General features: G+C 39.0%; 10 protein-coding genes. 8 read left to right on the forward strand and 2 right to left on the reverse strand.

Annotated elements, in window-relative coordinates; all coding sequences use genetic code 11:
• On the reverse strand, window positions 1-2,953 hold a 2,953-nt coding region (locus tag HWQ38_RS05185; protein WP_292790710.1), incomplete at its 3' end, for an amino acid adenylation domain-containing protein.
• Between the two features lie 1,890 nt (window positions 2,954-4,843).
• Here HWQ38_RS05185 and HWQ38_RS05190 point away from each other — a divergent pair.
• The 8 genes from HWQ38_RS05190 (at window position 4,844) to HWQ38_RS05225 (ending at window position 17,440) form a co-directional block, all read left to right on the forward strand.
• The gene (locus HWQ38_RS05190) at window positions 4,844-6,286 is read left to right on the forward strand and encodes a sugar transferase (RefSeq protein WP_292790712.1); all 1,443 of its coding nucleotides are present in this window, start codon (window positions 4,844-4,846) and stop codon (window positions 6,284-6,286) included.
• 424 nt (window positions 6,287-6,710) lie between these two features.
• Entirely contained in the window at window positions 6,711-8,105 is a 1,395-nt protein-coding gene (locus tag HWQ38_RS05195; RefSeq protein ID WP_292790715.1) for an oligosaccharide flippase family protein, read from the forward strand.
• Between the two features lie 78 nt (window positions 8,106-8,183).
• Entirely contained in the window at window positions 8,184-9,287 is a 1,104-nt protein-coding gene (locus HWQ38_RS05200) for a glycosyltransferase family 4 protein (RefSeq protein ID WP_292790718.1), read from the forward strand.
• A 7-nt stretch (window positions 9,288-9,294) separates the two neighbouring features.
• Window positions 9,295-10,581, forward strand: coding sequence for an O-antigen ligase family protein (locus HWQ38_RS05205; protein WP_292790721.1), 1,287 nt, complete (start codon window positions 9,295-9,297; stop codon window positions 10,579-10,581).
• 147 nt (window positions 10,582-10,728) lie between these two features.
• Complete coding sequence (locus HWQ38_RS05210) at window positions 10,729-11,910, forward strand: glycosyltransferase family 4 protein (RefSeq protein ID WP_292790723.1); 1,182 nt, start codon at window positions 10,729-10,731, stop codon at window positions 11,908-11,910.
• A 63-nt stretch (window positions 11,911-11,973) separates the two neighbouring features.
• Window positions 11,974-13,275 carry a nucleotide sugar dehydrogenase gene (locus HWQ38_RS05215; protein ID WP_292790726.1) on the forward strand — a complete coding sequence of 434 codons (1,302 nt, stop codon included), beginning with the start codon at window positions 11,974-11,976 and terminating at the stop codon, window positions 13,273-13,275.
• Window positions 13,276-13,677: 402 nt separating this feature from the next.
• Entirely contained in the window at window positions 13,678-14,868 is a 1,191-nt protein-coding gene (locus tag HWQ38_RS05220) for a glycosyltransferase family 4 protein (protein WP_292790729.1), read from the forward strand.
• 325 nt (window positions 14,869-15,193) lie between these two features.
• A complete protein-coding gene (locus HWQ38_RS05225) occupies window positions 15,194-17,440 on the forward strand; it encodes a polysaccharide biosynthesis tyrosine autokinase (RefSeq protein WP_292790732.1) in 2,247 nt (748 codons plus the stop codon).
• A 161-nt stretch (window positions 17,441-17,601) separates the two neighbouring features.
• On the opposite strand, the gene HWQ38_RS05230 is transcribed toward HWQ38_RS05225, so the two are convergent.
• Window positions 17,602-18,990, reverse strand: a complete 1,389-nt coding sequence (locus tag HWQ38_RS05230) for a choice-of-anchor Q domain-containing protein (RefSeq protein ID WP_292790734.1) — start codon at window positions 18,988-18,990, stop codon at window positions 17,602-17,604.
• Window positions 18,991-19,319: the final 329 nt, after the last annotated feature.

A 19,319-nucleotide genomic window follows, 5' to 3' on the forward strand; every position in this document is an offset into this window, starting at 1 on the left:
GTGAGTGGCTCAGATTTCGTTCTGGCTGTAGTTCTTCTACTAGCTTTTCAAAGGGCAGGTCTTGGTGGGCATAAGCTCCTAGTGTTACTTCTCGAACTTGACTAAGTAACTGCCGAAAACTCGGGTTGCCTGAAAGCTGAGTGCGTATGGCTAGGGTATTGACAAAGAACCCAATCAACCCTTCGGTTTCAACTTGGTTGCGGCCAGCAATGGGAGAACCGATGAGAATATCTTCTTGCCCAGTGTAGCGGTGCAGTATTGTCCCAAAAGCCGCCAGCAATGTCATGAATAGCGTCACACCCTGCTGATGCGAGAGTTCTTTTAGCGATGCACTCAGCGTCTGGGGTAGCATCAGGGATTGCACTGCTCCCCGGTAAGTTTGGACTGCTGGCCGTGGTCGGTCGGTTGGTAATTCTAATACAGTATTAGCACCTACTAACTGGGTTTTCCAGTAGTTGATTTGGCCCGAGAGTATTTCCCCCGATAGCCATTGGTGTTGCCAGACAGCAAAATCGGCATACTGAATGGGCAATTTTGGCAGAGGGTCAGGCTTACCGCTCAATAAGGCTTCATAAACGGCTGCTAACTGTTGCCAAAGAATGCCCATTGACCAGCCATCTGAGGCGATGTGGTGCATGACCAACAGGAGTATATGCTGATGTTCGTCTACCTGGAGCAAGGTTGCTCGCAGCATTAAGTCAGATTCTAAGTTGAAGGGGCGTTGCGCCTCTTGATTTAGAAGAGATTCTACTTGCTCCTGTGTGACTTTAATAGTTTTGAGTTCGACTGGTCGAGGCGTGCCAATTACTTGTATGGGGCTACCATCAACTGATCTAATAAAATTTGTTCGCAGTGCTTGGTGATGGACAACGATCGCATCTAATGATTGTTGCAATACATCCGCATTTAATTTGCCCATTAAGCGCTGTGCATTTGAGAGGATATATGCTCGGCTGTTGGGTTGCAACTGTTCCAAAAACCACACTCGCTGCTGGGCAAAAGATAAAGAGGCTGACTCCCGCTTGGCTACTTGGGGAATAGTCTGATTTTGGGGATCATTTTCTGGAGTCTGGTTTTGAGGGAACGCTTCAGCTAAAGTAGCGATCGTCGGATTCTCAAATAAGAGTTGCAACGGTATTTCTATCCGAAAGGCTTGGCGAATCCGAGACATGACTTGAGTCGCCAGCAGTGAATGACCTCCCAATTCAAAAAAATTGTCGTGGATGCCTACTTGTTCCAGACGCAAAACTTTCGCCCAGATGCTAGCTAAGACTTCTTCTGTCAAATTCTCAGGTGCAACAAACTTAGTTGACAGCCCAAGAGTAAATATATCCGGTGCAGGCAAAGCGCGACGGTCTATTTTACCGTTGGGATTTAATGGTAGCGTGTCCAAAAATACAAAGTAAGCAGGCACCATATATTCAGGTAGCTGACCTTGCAAAAAATGACGCAATTCAGCCTGACTAGGAGTTAGCTCTGGACTGGCAACAATATATGCCACTAGTTGCTTGTCACCAATAACATCCTCTCTAGCTATGACTAGAGTCTGTGTAAGTGCAGGATGTTGAGCTAATATGGCTTCAATTTCTCCCAATTCAATTCGGAACCCACGAATCTTTACTTGGTGGTCAATGCGACCAAGGAACTCGATATTACCATCACTTAAGTAACGTGCTAAGTCCCCAGTTTTGTAAAGACGTGCCCCTCTTTCAGAGCTAAAAGGGTTGAAAATGAACTTATCTATGGTCAATTCTGGACGGTTAAGATAACCTCGCGCTAGACCAATACCGCCAATGTGCAGTTCGCCTGATTCACCAACAGGCACGGGCTGCAAATTTTCATCGAGGATGTGAATCTCTGCATTAGTAATGGGGCGACCAATGGGAGCAAATGCGTAATTAGTGCCGCGCTGGCAACTCCAGAAAGTGGTATCAATGGAAGCTTCTGTCGGTCCATAGCAATTATGCAGAACATTGTCCAAATTCAGTTGAGCAAAGAAACGCTCTATGAGTTCGCCACGTAAAGCTTCACCACCACAGGTAATGTGCCTGAGAAATCGGCAATTCTCAATTCCCTTTTCTTCCAGTAAGACACGGAGTATGGAAGGTACTAAGGCTAGTACGGTGATTTGCTGCTCAGTAATCACCTTCACAAGGTAGGCAGTATCTTGATGTCCACCAGGGCGAGCGATGAACAATTGCCCTCCGAAGCACAATGGCCAGAATATCTGCCACACTGAGGGGTCGAAGCTAAAAGAAATAGTCAGTAAAACTTTGTCTACCTGAGTTAATCCAAAGGTTGTTTGCTTCCAGTGGAGTTGATTGCAAATCCCCCGGTGAGGGATCATTACACCCTTGGGCTGTCCTGTAGAGCCAGATGTGTAGATTACGTAAATGAGATTATCAGTCGTCGTCTCATTTAGAGGATTTTCTTGACTGTTTCGGATATTCCCTTGCCAGTTGGAGTCCAGACAAATTACTTGCGCCTGATGCGGTGGTAAGTTGTTGACGAATTTTTCTTGGGTTAACAACACTGGTGTCTGGGTATCTGACAAGATGAAAGCTAAACGTTCTGAGGGATATGCCGGATCTAAAGGCACATAAGCACCTCCAGCTTTCAGAATTCCCAGCAACCCGACAATCATCTCCAAGGAACGCTCTACGCAAATACCCACAAGTACTTCCGGCCCAACACCTAAAGTACGTAAGTGGTGCGCTAGTTGATTAGCCCGTTGGTTTAACTGCCGATAAGTAAGTTGTGTATTTTCAAATACTACAGCAATGGCTTGGGGCGATCGCTCAACTTGCATCTCAAACATCTGATGGATGCATAAATCCTCATGTGCTTGAGTGTCATTCCATTCCTGTAAAACTTGAGTGCCGATGATCTGAGTGAAGGTATCTAACGGAATATTTTGCTTAGATATTGAAGTCTGGCTATTATTTATCTGCATTTTCTATATAAGTTCGGTGGAGCTATCAATCGTCTGGAGTCATCCACAGTAAAGTAGCGATCGTCTTTAGTACAATTGCACTTTGATAGCAATTAAACATCAAAGCACTTCAACTGAAGTTTAGACAAAAGGGGATCTGAGAGAATACAGCCTTCAATCTATAATAGAAGATGAGACAAATACCATTAACTCTCATATACCAAGATAAAACTTACCAAATTCAAAAGTTAATATCTAATTTTTGACTGTTACCAGTACCTTCACTTCAGAATTTATCTGAGGTTGATGATAATTGTCGTCAGCTATTCAAAGGCTGGAAATGGAGATAACCAAGCTGATTGTATTTAATAAGTACCTCGAAATTTACAAACTTCATATAATCTTTTTCTGAAAGAGATAAATTATTTACTTTTATCTGTGTTTTTGCTCTTTCAGAATCATTTGTGGCTCCCAAAATCCAATTAAATTTTAAATTATTTAGACGTAACTTTGCCAGCAGAGTCCATTTTTGCCTCTTCAACAACCTGCCTAATCGATTTATATTCAATTTGCTGATTACCATACTTTTACCCTATATTTGATCTATTGAGGCTCTAAATTGCAATTAAATCCAAAGGATTAACTTTTGATTTTAGCCAAGAAGCATTTTTTGAAAAACCTCAAACTGAGTTAAAAAATAAGTTTATCTCTGATGTAATCAAGCTATCTCATAACTTCATCAATTATAAAATTACATTATCCTTTTTTAGTAAAATCCGCTGAACGAAAAAATAATTCTTACCGAATCTTCATTTTGTTTCCTTATATATAAAATTAATGTAAAGTTATCATATTATTTTCTGGAATAATTACGCGAACTTCATGAAACCTACGTAGGTAGGTTTCATTTGTATAACTTCAGTCTTCTAGTTTAAATTACAGTCCCGTCGGTAAGGTAACTGTCCTTTTGGCGCTTCAAAAGCTTAACAACATCAGAATTAACATCGGGTACTTACCGTCAAAATGTAATTTAGAGCATCGATTCATTAATCAAAAACTTAACCCCCAGCCTCCTGTCCTAAGTAGGTAGGCACAATTAAACTAAACCAAGTAAGCTTATATAAAGCACCAAAAACGCTTTGAATGTAAGCTTTTGAGCGATTTATATGTCTTAATCTACTTGTCTTTTTTAGCACCCACTTAGCTACTAGCTACGGTCTACACAAAAGTCTTACAATCCTTGCCTGGTAAGATACAAGCCTTAGTAGGCGAAGTTTTGAGTTGATCAAGCTAGTTATCAATGAGTGTCAACTTATGAATAGAGGTCTAACGAAAAATCGATTATGTAAAGTTTTGTAACAATAATCAAATTTTTAATGCTTTTCGTTATATGTTGTGTGTGTAAGTTTTGTTAATCAGTAATTATGCGTAAAGAAACAGAGAAGCTTCTAAGCAAAACTGAACTAGTATAAGTAAATATGTTACGATAATTTCCCAAGGGATATCGTTCTCTCATAGAAGCGGAACTCTGGAATGGAACTGTAGTAATTCAGTTTATTTATTACGCACCTTAAAAATCCTAATATCTTTACCTGACCTGCTTAATTATTAATGTCAGGAGTTTTATTCAAATATAAGTTAGCTCGCCAAGAAACCCTTTTTTTGTATCAAAGCTTAAAATTTTCAGGCTAAACTGGATTCTACCTCCAACAAAAGCTAAGTATCAGGGTAGTAATCACACTTAAACCGACCCGGTAATCCGGTTTTGATTAAGAACTTAAAGTTCCTGCTGAAAAAATGGTTAATAGTAGACTGCAAAGACCAGATTTCTTTGGAATAAAAATGTGAGATCCCCCACTTGTTTTATATTAAGTTTGCATCAAATTTTAAGTACACCAAGTTTTAGTAACTATGAGTAATCAAAGCATTACAACAAATAAATTCAGTGAAGTACCTTTGGATTTACGTGCATCTTCATTTGTAAGAGTACGCAAGGGTTCCTGGTGGTTGAGATTAACAACATTGTTTTTAGTAGACTATACTCTTTTATTATTAGCTTGGGTTTTAGCTGAATATCAATCTTCTTATGGAGATTTTTCTTGGTATATACCGAGTCATTATTTAGCGATTTTAATAACTATTGGGATTCAAATAGGAACACTAGCTGTTGAAGGTATTTATCGAGAAGGTCAAAAACGCTATGACTACTTCAATATTATCAAATCGCTAACTTTTGCTCATGGATTAATACTCCTTGTTTCTTTTTTGTATAAACCAGTTGTTGATATTACACTTCCAAGATTAATCCTATTATCTTGGTTGTTTAGTGTATTATTTATTTGTACTGGCAGATATGCTGTAAACATTACTCTTGAATATCTGCGTAAGCAGAAAAAAATAGTTCGTTCTTCAGTATTCATTATTTGTGATCCTCAAGATCATGAGCAGATTGCTAGCTTTATAAAAAAAGAAAAACACTACATTATATCTGGAACGGCGAATGCTAAATCATTAGACAGATATCAACGTCAACAAACATTGAATCAACTTAATCAATTAGGTGTAACAGAAGTTTTTATATCTTGGGATGCTCTAAAAAATAGAATGTTTTTATGCTGGTTATTTCAAGCATCCGGCATACAAGTACATATTTTACCTATGGAATTAAAACCAATTTATAAAAACGTAGAATTTAATAAAATAGGAGGAATGCCTTGCCTGAGTTTGGATTGTCCGATAATTACAGGTAAAGATTTTTGGATAAAGCGCAGTTGTGATTTTTGTTTTGCGACTTTATTTGTAATGTTATCATTCCCTATTTATCTAGCTATAGGTATAGCTATCAAACTGGACTCTCCCGGCACAGTATTTTACAGGCAAACGCGTATAGGTCTACATGGGCAACAGTTTAAAGTATGGAAATTCCGAACTATGAGGTCTGATGCGGAAAAATTACAGAAAGAATTAGAAGCATTAAATGAAACGAAAGATGGGATTATCTTTAAAATAAAAGACGATCCTCGCGTTACCCGTGTTGGAAAATTTCTTCGACGTTACAGCTTAGACGAATTACCTCAACTCTTTAATGTTATCTTTGGAGAAATGAGTATAGTAGGACCTCGCCCTTTACCTACTAGAGATGTTGATAAGTTTTCTGAACATCATTTTATCAGACATGAAGTTTTACCTGGTATTACAGGTCTTTGGCAAGTCTCAGGTCGCTCGGATATTTTAGATTTTGAACAAGTGATTAATCTTGATCTTAACTACATTGAAAATTGGTCGCTTGGGTTAGACTTTGAAATTCTCCTCAAAACAGTTATGGTAGTTTTGAAAAAAGAAGGCGCCTACTAAGGTAATAAAAACCAAACCATACCGGACAGTAATAATTATACACTTTAAGTATTAATACAACTATTGCCATTTGATAGTACAATTTTTCATGCCTCAAATCTAGATTTTTCTACTTTCCTGATTGAAAAAATACGTGTCTAAGCGCGATAAAAGCTTTGGGATTTACAACCAAAAGGATCTGCTAATAAATTTTGTGATCAGTTGCACACTCAAGCGTGCGATGATAGAAGCTAAACGAAAATGCCTTTTCGTTCTTGATTACTATGACTGGTATGTATTGAACATCTCAAAAAAATTCTAACTGTATATCAGAAAAGGTAAGTTATGAGATTTATAGGTATTGGTAATTCAAAATAAACGAAATAAGCTGATTAATAATTTAAGAATGGTAGAAAAATACAAATTCATAAGTAATTCCCTCTCAATGATAGTCAATCGGTTAGCACAAAGCATTACAGCCTTTGTATTAACTGCTTCTATTGCTCGTACTCTAGGAGCTGAGGCTTTAGGACAGTATCTACTAGCATATAGCTACTACTTTATCTTTGTGGGCATTGCTTCACAGGGGCTAAAGACATTGTTTACCAGAGAACTAGCCCGTGAGCCACAAAAAACACCAATTTATTTAATGAGTGGTACTTGGCTACAGTTAATATTTAGTTTTTTCAGTTATGGGGTGTTGGTAATTGTAGTATTTTTACTTCCCTATAGCTCCAAAACCTCGACTATTTGCTACATCATGGGCTTAACGATCATTCCTTTTGCACTTTCCAACATCACTGAGGCAATTTTTCAAGCTCAAGAAAAGATGCATCTGATTGCCATCTCTACAGTGCCAGTGTACATCGTCCGCGTAATAATAATGATTTGGGCGATGCGACTGAAATATGGAATTGAATCTCTGGGGGCAATTTTATGTTTTTCGGAAACGCTAATTTTAGTAATTGAATGGATTTTCATCATCCGGTTAGTCAAAATAGAATGGCAGATTGATGGGAATTTTGTTTTGAATACAATTAAAAATGCGCGGACATTTTTTGCTATTGAAGGAATAGCTGTACTCAATGGCAGAGTTCAAATATTAATTCTTTCATTGTTAGGAAATGAATTTTTAGTGGGTCTGTTTGGTGGAATAACACAATTGCTACTACCCTTTTCGATTATTGCTAACAGTATAACTTTAGCAATGTTTCCCAGATTTTCAAAGGCAGTAGATCAAGGACGGGACAGGCAGAGGCAGATAAGTCAAAATGTTATTGAAATTCTCCTACTTATGGCATTACCCTTATTGATTGGGCTGTTATTTTTTGGCAAAGATTTACTAGTTTTGATCTATAATCCTAGCTTTGCTCAAGCAAATTTAGCCCTTCGTTTAAGTGCTGTATCACTGATTTTTTTGCCCTTTACCCGCTCACTGTCCTATGTACTTGTAGCCAATGGTTTTGAGATAGTTAACCTGCGTGAAGTGGTTATTACCACTACATTAGGAAGCTTGGGAGGTGTGGTATTAGTTTCCCAATATCAGTTATTAGGTGCAGCTTTAATGGCATTATTAATGACTATTATTGGTTTTAGTCAGTATATTTACTTCACTTATGCTCGCCTATTTTCGTTAAATTTGTGGCGAATTATGCGCCGACCTTTATTAGTATGCCTTTTGATGCTGCCTATATTCATTTTATTGGAAAAAATTAGCTTAGACTTTATGTACACTCTAATTATTGCAACTTGTGCCTATGGTTTATTTGTGATTTATCTCGGTATTCGTGCATTTGGCGGCTTTCGTTTTTTGTGGATGAAACTTTTAAAAGAGCAGTAATTCTTTAATATAAAATCCTACCAGTAAGGCATCCAAATTGGTGGAATAAATAATTTAATTGAGAATATAATTTTAATTATGATTAAAGTTGCTTTATTACATTTTTGCTTTGAAGACTACACGATCGAACTAGCAAACAGTCTGGTTAAATATGTTGATCTAACGCTAATTCAGCCAGAAAAAGTGTCAAATGTCTGTAACAATGTTCTTGATTCTAGTATCCGCGTCATTAGCTTTAAAAAACCACGGATTCGCGACCCGCGCAACCTGTTGTCTATGGGCACTATGATGAATATCATCAAAGACATACAGCCAGATGTTTTACATGTGCAAGAAACTAACGATCCTTGGTACGATTGGACTTTATTACTTAACAAGATGCCACCATTGGTGACAACTATCCACGATATATTCCGTCACCCAGGTGATAAAATTGCTGTATTTGGTTCCGATTATACTAGGCGTATTGCCTTCTACCGTTCCCAACAATTAATTGTCCATACTTATCAACTAAAAAAGATTTTAATTGAACAATTTCGTATACCTGAACAGCGAGTCAATGTTTTACCTCATGGAGAACTTGGTAGTTTGTATCAGCGTCGGGGTAGTCAAAATATTCAAGCCCGGGAGCCATATACCTTGCTATTTTTTGGACGCATCTTGCCCTATAAGGGATTGAAATATTTGCTTGAGGCTATGCCCTTAATTGCTGAATGTATACCTGAAGTCAAGCTGATTATTGCTGGAAGGGGAGAAAACATCATGCAGTATTTCCCTAATGGTTATGATGAAAAACGCTACGAGATTATTAATGGCTTTATTCCCATTGAAGAAGTAGGTAATCTATTTCAACGCAGCACAGTAACAGTTCTGCCATACATCGAAGCGTCTCAAAGTGGTGTGGCAGCTTTATCTTATGGAATGGGAACGCTGGTTGTAGCTTCTGAGGTAGGGGGATTGAGTGAGATAGTTCGGCATAAAAAAGATGGGTTGTTAGTTCCACCCAGTGATGTTAAAGCTCTAGCTGATGCGATAATTTGTTTGTTAAGCGATCGCGACTTGCAACAACGTATGCAAACTGCCGAACTAGCTCGTTGTCAGGAAGATTTAAATTGGTCAAATATTGCTGCTCAAACAGCCCAAATTTATTATAAAAAAATGAAGATGCAAAATAAATATTAGTTAATTTATGAGAAAACTACTAATTTATGCGGAGCAGGGATTCACAGTTGCAGCCTTGCTAATTTATTCAGGGGCAATCGTAACTCTCGTCCTGTCAGGAGGAGCAGGACAGCAGGATGCGGTAGAATATGATAGCTCCTTGGCTCGGATTATTTTTTTCGTAATCTATGCAATTACCTTATTACTACTAGTTCTGCGTTGGAAGAAAACTCTTTATGTCCTTGTCTTGAATAAAGATATCTTCCTTTATGCTTTACTAATGTTGCCAGCTGTTTCTATTCTTTGGTCTTTTGAACCATCAACAACATTAAAAAATAGTTTTACCCTCATTGGTTCCAGTTTATTTGGTCTGTATTTTGTTTCGCGATACAGCTTAAAACAGCAATTCTATTTACTTGCTTGGAATTTTGGAATTATTATAGTATTGAGTTTCATTTTTGCTATAGCCTTGCCTAAATACGGGATACAAAACGACGGTTTTGGTAAACCACTGTGGCGTGGAGTATTTACGCACAAAAACGGACTGGGAGGAAGGATGGTAACCAGTGGAATAGTTTTTTTTCTCCTTGGTTATCAAAGTCAAAGACGTAGTTGGCTTTTCTGGGGGGGGTTTAGCTTGTCAATACTACTCTTACTGCTTGCCGGTTCCATTTCATCTCTAGTTAATCTATTAATTATAATATCGGCATTTTTCGCTTTTCTAATTTGGCGTTGGCCATACCAGATCATGGTACCAACTCTAATAATTATTGCAACTATCAGCCAAAGTTTATATTTTTGGTTGTCTAATAACGCTGATGTCCTGTTTAGTTCACTTGGTAAAGATGCGACACTGACAGGTCGAACAGACTTGTGGCCATTAGTAATCGATATGATTTGGAAACATCCTTGGCTCGGTTATGGTTATGGCGGATTCTGGCAAGGATGGAATGGTGAATCTGCTTATATTTGGCTCAATGCTGGATGGATGCCAAACCACCCCCACAATGGTTATCTCAATATTTGCCTTGATTTGGGTCTTTTAGGGTTAGGGTTATTCTTCTTAGGATTTTGGCGCAGTTACCTACAAGGATTAACTTGGGTACGTAGTAGTAATACAGCATTAGATATTTGGCCACTTATGCATATGACATATATATTTTTAGCTAGCCTTACTGAATCTACCTTGCTGGAATCGAATAGTTTGACTTGGATACTCTATGTGGGGGCATGTTTATCAGTGAGAATGACACATGAAAGGAAGATAAAATCATCAAACAAAAAAAGACCAATCCATAGCATATATATTGCATAAAGGTTCTGAAGCCATTGTTTGTGGGGTTAGCATTTATACCACATCCAAATTGCTACAATCTGTTTCTGCTCAGGACAAATGAATCTTTTCAAGAAAAACCTTTCAACCCCAATAAAGCAGAAAATAATCGGATTTTGACAAGATTGGATGCAATTACTTTGGTCTTTGGAAAAAATGGTAAATTCTGATTCTTTCCTTGATACATTAACCCAGGATAGCCCAACTTTTGAAAAAGTAGAGCCTATGTGTCAAACTAAAACTCTCAAGATTATTCTGTTAGGTCCTAGCTTACTCCAGCAGGGTGGCATTTCCAATTACGAGAAGCTTTTTTTGGAGTATGCTCCTTCTGAAGTTCACATATGTCATATTATTACTCACGAAGAAGGAGCTATAGCAATCAAAATCATGGTATTTTTGAAAGCTGTATGGAAATTTCTGTGGATATTACTAAGGGAAGAAGTTGATATTGTTCAGCTTGAAATTTCACAGCGCGGCAGTGTTTTACGACAGGCGATTATGGCACTTTTAGCTTGGGTATTTCACAAACCGATAATTATACATGCTCACGGTAGTCAATTTCATGTTTTCTATGCTGAACTTGCAAAATGGATACAGCAATTGCTAAGTTGGGTATTTTCCAAGTGTCAACGCTTAATTGTATTATCAGAAAGTTGGAGAAGCTTCTACATAGAAAACCTTGGTCTGAAACCCGAACAAGTTGTAGTTTTTTATAATCCAGTAAAAATTCCTGCTGAAGTTCCACACCGTTCAGGATCTAAAAAAGCGAACTTACTTTTTTTAGGACGAATTGGTCAACGGAAAGGAGCATTTGATTTGATCGAAGCCTTTTCTCTTTTGCCTACTGAATATCAAAGTATATCTAGTCTGATTATGGCAGGAGATGGAGACCTAGAACAAGCGCGCAATTTAGTTACGACTTTAAATCTAGAAGATTATATTAAATTGCCTGGTTGGATAGGGTCACATGAACGTGATATTCTTTTAACTGAAGCAGATGTTTTTGTGTTGCCCTCTTACAATGAAGGTCTTCCATTAGCAATGCTGGAAGCAATGGCTTGGGAGTTACCAGTCATAGTTACACCAGTAGGAGGTATACCTGAAATAGTTACTCAATCTGAAAATGGATTAATCGTTAATCCAGGTAATATTCAGCAGTTATCAGATGCTATTAAGTCTTTGATTGAAAATGAGTCTTTGAGGCTTTCTCTAGGAATGAAGGCAAGAACAAGTGTTTTTCCTCTAGATATAAAAAAACATTGGGTTTATTTTATCGATTTATATCGCTCAGTATTAAATTTAAGCTGCTAGATGAAGAGCGCCTTATGGGCTTGATTGTTTTGTCCTTCATGAAAGAATAACAAGTGGATAGATATGAAAATTAGCATTTTTGGTCTGGGATATGTCGGTGTCGTAACAGCAGCTTGTTTGGCACGAGATGGGCACGAAGTAATTGGGGTAGATGTAAATCCCGAAAAAGTGGATTTAATCGCTAAGGGAGAATCGCCCATTGTAGAGCCAGGGCTGAGTCAGTTGCTGGTTGAGGGAGTGGCAGCTAAATTAATCAGAGCTACTACAGATGCGGAAGCAGCGGTGCTAGGATCAGATATTTCGCTGATTAGCGTCGGTACACCTCCAATCGAGAGGGGAGAACCCGATCTTACCTACGTTTGGAATGTGTGCAAGCAGATTGGCAAAGCCGCCATCCATAAGAATGAAAGCCATGTAGTTGTGTTGCGTAGCACTGTCCCCCCAGGAACATTGGAAAAGTGTCAAAATCTGCTAGATAGTCTCATAGGGGATCATTCTATTTATCTAGCATTTAACCCAGAGTTTTTACGCGAAGGTTCGGCTATCAAAGATTACGATCAACCACCTTACACAATTATTGGTACTGAATCTCCTGTGGCAGAAGCAGCAGTACGGCAGATGTATGCCACAGTAGATGCACCGTTCACCGTAGTTAAACCATCTGTAGCAGAAATGGTTAAATATGTGGCCAATTGCTGGCACGCTGCCAAGGTGGGGTTTGCTAATGAAATCGGACGGGTCGCCAAAGCCTTTGGCGTAGATGGGCGGGAAGTAATGAATATCATTGTACAAGACACGAAATTAAATATTTCCCCTGTTTACATGCGTCCTGGATTTGCCTACGGAGGTTCCTGTCTGCCCAAAGATTTGGGTGCTTTGCTTTACTATGCACGGAACATGGATGTACCAGTACCCCTACTAAACGCCCTTCCGACTACTAATAGCCTCCAAGTTGATTTGGCCGCCCAGCAGGTATTACGCCTTGGGGCAAGGAAGATTGCTATTTTAGGATTGGCATTCAAACCAGGTACAGATGACTTGAGAGAAAGTCCAGCAGTGCTGCTAGTTAAGCGATTGATTGGGGAAGGCTGCCAGATAAAAATTTATGATCAAGCTGTCTATGAAGCTCGGTTAATGGGAACCAATCTGACCTATATTCAAAATAACCTGCCTCATTTTGAGGATCTGCTAGTTGCAGAACCCCAACAAGCTCTGGAGAACGCAGAATTAGTAATAGTTACCCATGCTAGTCCAGAGTTTCGCCAGATATTAGGGGAAGCGCTCAAAGAAATACAAATTTTGGATCTGGCAAGTGTGTTTACTGAACCGATTCAGGACTTAAATTATTGTGGTATTGCTTGGTAAGCAAAAGACTGACAATGAAATAACTTAAGCATTTTCTGGATATGTACCTACCGTTTGCTTTGCTCAAGTAGTGGTACATCCAGAAAATTATCACTAGAAGTTGATATCTAGCTCAGTTAATTGCTCACTTTAGATAAGCAGACAACCTTTGATAATTTTCGATGTAGTAAGTAATAAATAGTCAAACTCTTTTTAGAAGTTAATTATGAGTTTTAAAAATTATCTAATAACTCTCTGCCCTCCAAAATCTATGCCAATTATTTTTTATTTTAAGCAGCTTAGAAGGTCGCTTGATTTGGTAGATGATACTAAAGCCATATTTAGTCATAAAAATAGAGGGAAAGTTAATAATTTTATTTTTAAACCTAGCAAAATTAACTAAAAAATGAAAAGCCAATTGAAATGTCCAATAAAGTAGTAATAATTGTAGAAAACCTGCCCGTTCCCTTTGATCGGCGCGTGTGGATGGAAGCCACCACCCTGATAAAAGCGGGGTATGAAGTTTCAGTGATTTGTCCCAAAGGTAAAGGATTTGAACAAGAATACGAGGTAATCGATCAGGTTCACATTTATCGTCATAAAATGCCACCTGATATTAGTTCGATCTCAGGCTATCTACGGGAGTATGCTACAGCGCTTTTTTGGGAGTTTCGCCTTGCTCATCGGGTGTGGCGAGAGCGAGGGTTTGATATCGTCCACGTTTGCAATCCTCCAGATTTAATGTTTTTGGTGGCGGGATGGTTCAAGTTGTTCAAAGGTGTAAGAGTCATATTTGACCACCATGATATCAATCTGGAGATGTACGAAGCTAAGTATGGACGACGAGACATCTTCTACTATGGACTCTCCTTGGTTGAACGATTGACCTTTGCGACAGCAGACGTAGTTATCTCAACTAATGAGTCTTACCTCTCGGTAGCACTTACCCGTGGACGCAAAAGTCCAGAGGATGTCTTTGTTGTTCGCAGTGGTCCCGATCTTTCCCGCTTTCAACCGGTACCGCCTAACCCAGTCTACCGTAGAGGTCGGAAATATTTGGTAGGATATGTTGGTGTTATGGGAGAACCGGAGGGAATCGATTACCTGCTACAATCGGTACGCTACATTGTCTATGAAAAAAAACGCCAGGATATTCAGTTTATGCTCATCGGTAGTGGACCGATGTTTGAAAAGCTTCAGGCACTATCTGAAGAGTTAGAAGTTAAGGAGTTTGTAGAATTTACCGGGCGTATTCCTGATAATGAACTTTTGGCACGACTTTCTAGCTGTGATGTATGTGCTAATCCCGATAAAAAAATGCCCTACAATGATCGTTCGACTATGAATAAGATCATGGAGTACATGGCAATGGGAAAACCCATTGTTCAGTTTGACCTTTTGGAAGGAAGGCGATCGGCAGAGGGAGCATCTGTTTATGCCAAAGGCAATGATGTGGTGGATTTTGCCGAGAACATTCTTGAACTTCTAGAGGACACAGAGCGGCGACAAAAGATGGGAGAGCTAGGTAGAAAAAGAATGGAGGAGAAACTAGAGTGGCGACATCAAGTACCTAAGCTGTTAGAGGCTTATAAGAAAGTTTGGCAACCTAAGTAGCAACGTCGACGAATTTCTGAGGATAAAGCCAATGAAGATTCAAGGTATCACCCCACTTTGATCAAAGAGGGTTAATTGAAGCAAAAATTAGGATGAACTGATATCAGATGCGCTTTGAATAATGCTCCGCGACGCTCCTAAGTATTGGCTCTTACATTCATGAAACCAAAGCCTGTAGATCATTTCAGGTTTTTTAATTTAAATAGCCTATACTATATGTCATATTGTAAAATAGTACCACTATTAATTAATAGGTGTGCTTTGTAGCTACTCTGAGTAGATCAATATTGAGTTTATCGTTTAAGACCTATACTTTGGAAGATTTATGTCAGACAAATCTATGGAATCTAGAGAATCTATTGATTTAGACCTTAGTCGTTACTTATTGATATTGAAACGATGGCGGCTACCTGCTACTGCGATATTTGTAGCTACAGTTATGCTCAGTGGTATAGCTATACAATTTATGAGGCCATCCTATGAAGCAGAAGGAAAACTGTTATTTAAAATTCCCTCTTTTCAAGTAGCAGGAAGTAATCTTTTGCCTGGTTCATCTGAAGGAGGGGACTCAGGAGATTTGAAACCCTTGGTAGCAACTCAAAATCCGATAAGCAGTCAGATAGAAGTTATTTCTTCCCCTACTTTTTTGCAGCGGACAATAGACAAACTACAACTCAAAGATAACGAAGGTAAACCTCTAGAAGTAGAAGCGCTACAAAAAGCCCTGAACCTAAAAATTATTGGTGGGACAGATGTATTGCGAATTAGCTATAGCAGCCATGACCCCCAAGAAGCCGCGGCAGTGGTCAACACAATTATGAATTCTTATTTAGATAATGATATTACGACAAATCGCTCTGAGGCGGGAGCAACTCGTAAATTTATGGCCAAGCAGCTTCCTAAAACTCAAGCTGCTGTTGATAATGCAGAAGTAGCGCTACGTATATTTAAACAAAAGCATCAGATTGCAGATTTATCAGAGGAGACAAAATCAGCCGTTGCGACTATTGGAAATCTAGACAATGAGATGGATACTGTTAAGGCTCAACTGGATGAGGTAAACGCCCAAACCAATCAACTGCGCCAGAAAGTAGAGCTAAATTCTCAAGAAGCGATCGCTGTGAGTGCCCTGAGTCAGTCACCTGCAGTACAGGGAGTTCTTACACAACTTCAAGACACTGACAGGCAGTTAGCGATTGAGCGCAGCCGTTTCCTAGATGACAACCCCGTAGTTGTTAACCTAGAAGCCAAGAAAGCTAGTTTAAAATCTCTCCTGCAACAGGAAGTTGGTCAGACTATTGGCAATCAAACCCAAGTTCCCCAGAGCCAATTGCAGATTGGACAACTCAGACAAAGCCTTATCCAAAGTTTTCTCCAGTCAGAAATACAGCGTTTTGGCTTAACTAAAAGACTCTCCTCTCTATATAATTCCCGTTCTAACTACGAACAGCGTGTGAAACTCATACCCCAGTTGGCAGAAAATGAGCGGGAGTTAGAACGGAAAGTTGCAGTCGCAGACTCGACCTATCAAAATCTATTGAAAAAGGTTCAAGAATTACAGTTAGTTGAGAATACAAATTCACCGACTTCCCGGATTATTTCTCAGGCTTTAGTGCCCAAACATCAAGTACTAATCAAAAAAATAATTGTTTTGGTGCTAGGAGTGATGTTCGGTTTATTCTTTGCCACCACAACTGTACTCTTTCTAGCGATGAGAGATAGATCTCTAAAAACACTTAAAGAAGTTAGAGATGTATTTGGATATACTTTGCTGGGAATTGTTCCTTTGTCTGTTAAAAAGGTTCGCTCCCGTTATTCAAATGCAGAATTAACAGACCAAACAATTGCCGTCAGAGATACTCCCTACTCTTTAACGAGCGAAATGTATCGAATGATTCAAGCCAATCTGAAATTCTTGAGTTCAGATAAAGTGCTTAAAACTATTGTGGTAACTAGCGCAGTTCCGAAAGAAGGCAAATCTACAGTTTCAGCTAATTTGGCGGCAGCGATCGCTCAACTAGGACGTAAAGTTTTACTAATTGATGCAGATATGCGAATTCCTTCTCAGCATCATCTCTGGCAACTAACCAATGCAGTTGGTTTGAGTGAGGTTCTTGTAGGTCAGGCTGATTTTAACATTGCTGTATCTAAGGTAATGGATAACCTTGATGTTTTAACTGCTGGAGTTAGACCTCCCAACCCACTTGCTTTGCTTGATTCAAAACGGATGGCATCACTAATTGAAAATTTCTCCTCTCAAGATAACTATGATTTTGTGATTATTGATGCTCCTCCCCTGCTTTTGGCAGCCGATGCTTTGACTTTAAGCCAAATGACTGATGGGATTTTGTTAGTAGCTCGACCTGGGGTAATTGATTCTAACAGTGCAGCTGCTGCTGAAGAAATGCTAGAGAGATCCAGTCACAACGTCTTAGGTTTAGTTGTGAATGGTATCATTGATAAAAATGAATCTAGTAGTTATTTCAACCATGCTAAAGAATACTTTACTGATCAAGATTTGACAAAACAGGTTAAGCAACAAAAACGTATTCCAGACAAAACCTCTGTATAAACTAGGATTTTGTCTCATAAGTGAACTGAACACCATAACTGGTATAGCGTGTTTAATTAGCCACAAAATAATAAGCTTGCCTTTGCAAGCTTATTATTTTGTATAAGCGTAGACTTCAGTCTGACGCAACTATGGGCAGATAGCAGGACATGATATTAAGATTACCGATGTTCGTATGCTCCAATATCATATCCACCACCAGCTTGACGAGATTTACCTGCATAATCCGTTTTCAAATCTTTCCAATCGTAACCCATATTGATCGCCGGACTCGTTCCTTTGATTCTAAAGTCAGCAATTGAGGGATTCATGAACTGTGGGTCTGCAATAATATCGTGAGGTCCCATCACAGCAATCATGGCACCTTTGCTGTAAAGATTGTAGTCATAGGTGACGTTGATATTCTTCATGTTGCTGTTCGCATTTTGACCAGGGGAAACATAGATAATGTTATTGAAAATCTTGACATCAGATGAATAACCAGCATATATTTGCCCTTTTTTAAGGTTTTTACTTTGCGCGTTCTCATATGCCGTGTTGTTGACAATATCGACATGCTCACTCTCATGGGTATGAATACCCGAACCGCCATTCTTGTAGCTGATATTGTTTGCAATTAAAGTTCGTCCTCGATATGCACCATTTTTCGCAAGTTTTGAAACATCGATAATAATACCATTACCGTCTGAGATTGTTCCGGATTCAAGCCAGGGAATGTACATGCGATTTTTGTAGACCTTGTTGTTGGTCACGAACATCTTGTATCCCCGGTTGCCGTCAGAATTCCAACTCTTTGAAATGCTAATGCCACTCGGACCAAAGACACTATACCAGGCATTATTATAGACAGTATTATTGTCCACCTTCACATAATCGGCCTCCCTGACTCCGATACCTCCTCCTCCACAGTCATGCACTATGTTGTTCAGAATATTTATGTGAGAAAGATGACGATTGCCTCCATCAACGGTTATGCCACTTCCGTTTGTACGCCGATTTGATGTGTTCCACTTCTGACTTAATGCATAACCAAGAGTTATATTGGCATTGTTCCCGATGATCTCTAGCCCGTTAATCTCGATATATGAAGCTCCATTTGACAACCCGATACCACTCCATGTATCGTGCTGAATTTTTGGGAAATGCCCAGGATATGCTTTATATTTAATCCATGCTTTTGCATTTCCAGAACGTTGAATATTTACTACACTCCCAGCATTGGGTGGATTTCTATATACTCCGTTCATAATCAATACTGTGTCGCCAGGGTCAGTCAAATCTGCTGCCCTTTGAATTGTTCTAAAGGCGGATGAGGTAGTGAGCCCGCTATTTCTGTCGTTTCCAGTACCACTAACATAGTATGTTGTCGCAGTTGTAACCCTACTGATCAGCTTGCGGCTAGATAGTGGCATTTGCTGAACAGTGGATGAGTGACGAACATCTTTAACTAAAGACTCTTTTATTCTGTCTCCTTGAACCAGACCTGTTAATGCCCAAGGAAGTACAAGAGATGCGCTCAAACTGAGAAAACCTAAACCATGAATCATCATAGGGAAAAAATAGGGTATGTTGCAAAAACTGAATCGTCAACGGTAAGTAGCTCTAGCCTTAATCAGTAACTCAGTATTGGATACGGTTGTGCAAGAAGGGTGTATTAATATATACACGTATTTTGAGGTTTAAATCTGGGCATTTTCACCTAAATAAGGCTAAAATGCTTTTTTAGCTTGTCTTATAAAAAACACTAGCTATCTGGTAATAGTACTGAAAAAAATTACCAGTATCCAGAGTTACCCCTTAATGGACACCAAGTAACCGTACAAATGGTGTCATTTCCAATTCGACATCATTCTACTGTGTATACGCGGTATCTGTGGTT

Source organism: Nostoc sp. NMS7, from assembly GCF_017115085.1.
Classification (GTDB): domain Bacteria; phylum Cyanobacteriota; class Cyanobacteriia; order Cyanobacteriales; family Nostocaceae; genus Nostoc.

Bases quoted from the DNA above. Each gene is read 5' to 3' on its own strand.
- HWQ38_RS05200 (WP_292790718.1), top strand. From the start codon at position 8,184: ATGATTAAAGTTGCTTTATTACATTTTTGCTTTGAAGACTACACGATC.
- HWQ38_RS05220 (WP_292790729.1), top strand. From the start codon at position 13,678: ATGTCCAATAAAGTAGTAATAATTGTAGAAAACCTGCCCGTTCCCTTT.
- HWQ38_RS05190 (WP_292790712.1), top strand. From the start codon at position 4,844: ATGAGTAATCAAAGCATTACAACAAATAAATTCAGTGAAGTACCTTTG.
- HWQ38_RS05205 (WP_292790721.1), top strand. From the start codon at position 9,295: ATGAGAAAACTACTAATTTATGCGGAGCAGGGATTCACAGTTGCAGCC.
- HWQ38_RS05225 (WP_292790732.1), top strand. From the start codon at position 15,194: ATGTCAGACAAATCTATGGAATCTAGAGAATCTATTGATTTAGACCTT.
- HWQ38_RS05195 (WP_292790715.1), top strand. From the start codon at position 6,711: ATGATAGTCAATCGGTTAGCACAAAGCATTACAGCCTTTGTATTAACT.
- HWQ38_RS05210 (WP_292790723.1), top strand. From the start codon at position 10,729: ATGCAATTACTTTGGTCTTTGGAAAAAATGGTAAATTCTGATTCTTTC.
- HWQ38_RS05230 (WP_292790734.1), bottom strand. From the start codon at position 18,990: ATGATGATTCATGGTTTAGGTTTTCTCAGTTTGAGCGCATCTCTTGTA.
- HWQ38_RS05215 (WP_292790726.1), top strand. From the start codon at position 11,974: ATGAAAATTAGCATTTTTGGTCTGGGATATGTCGGTGTCGTAACAGCA.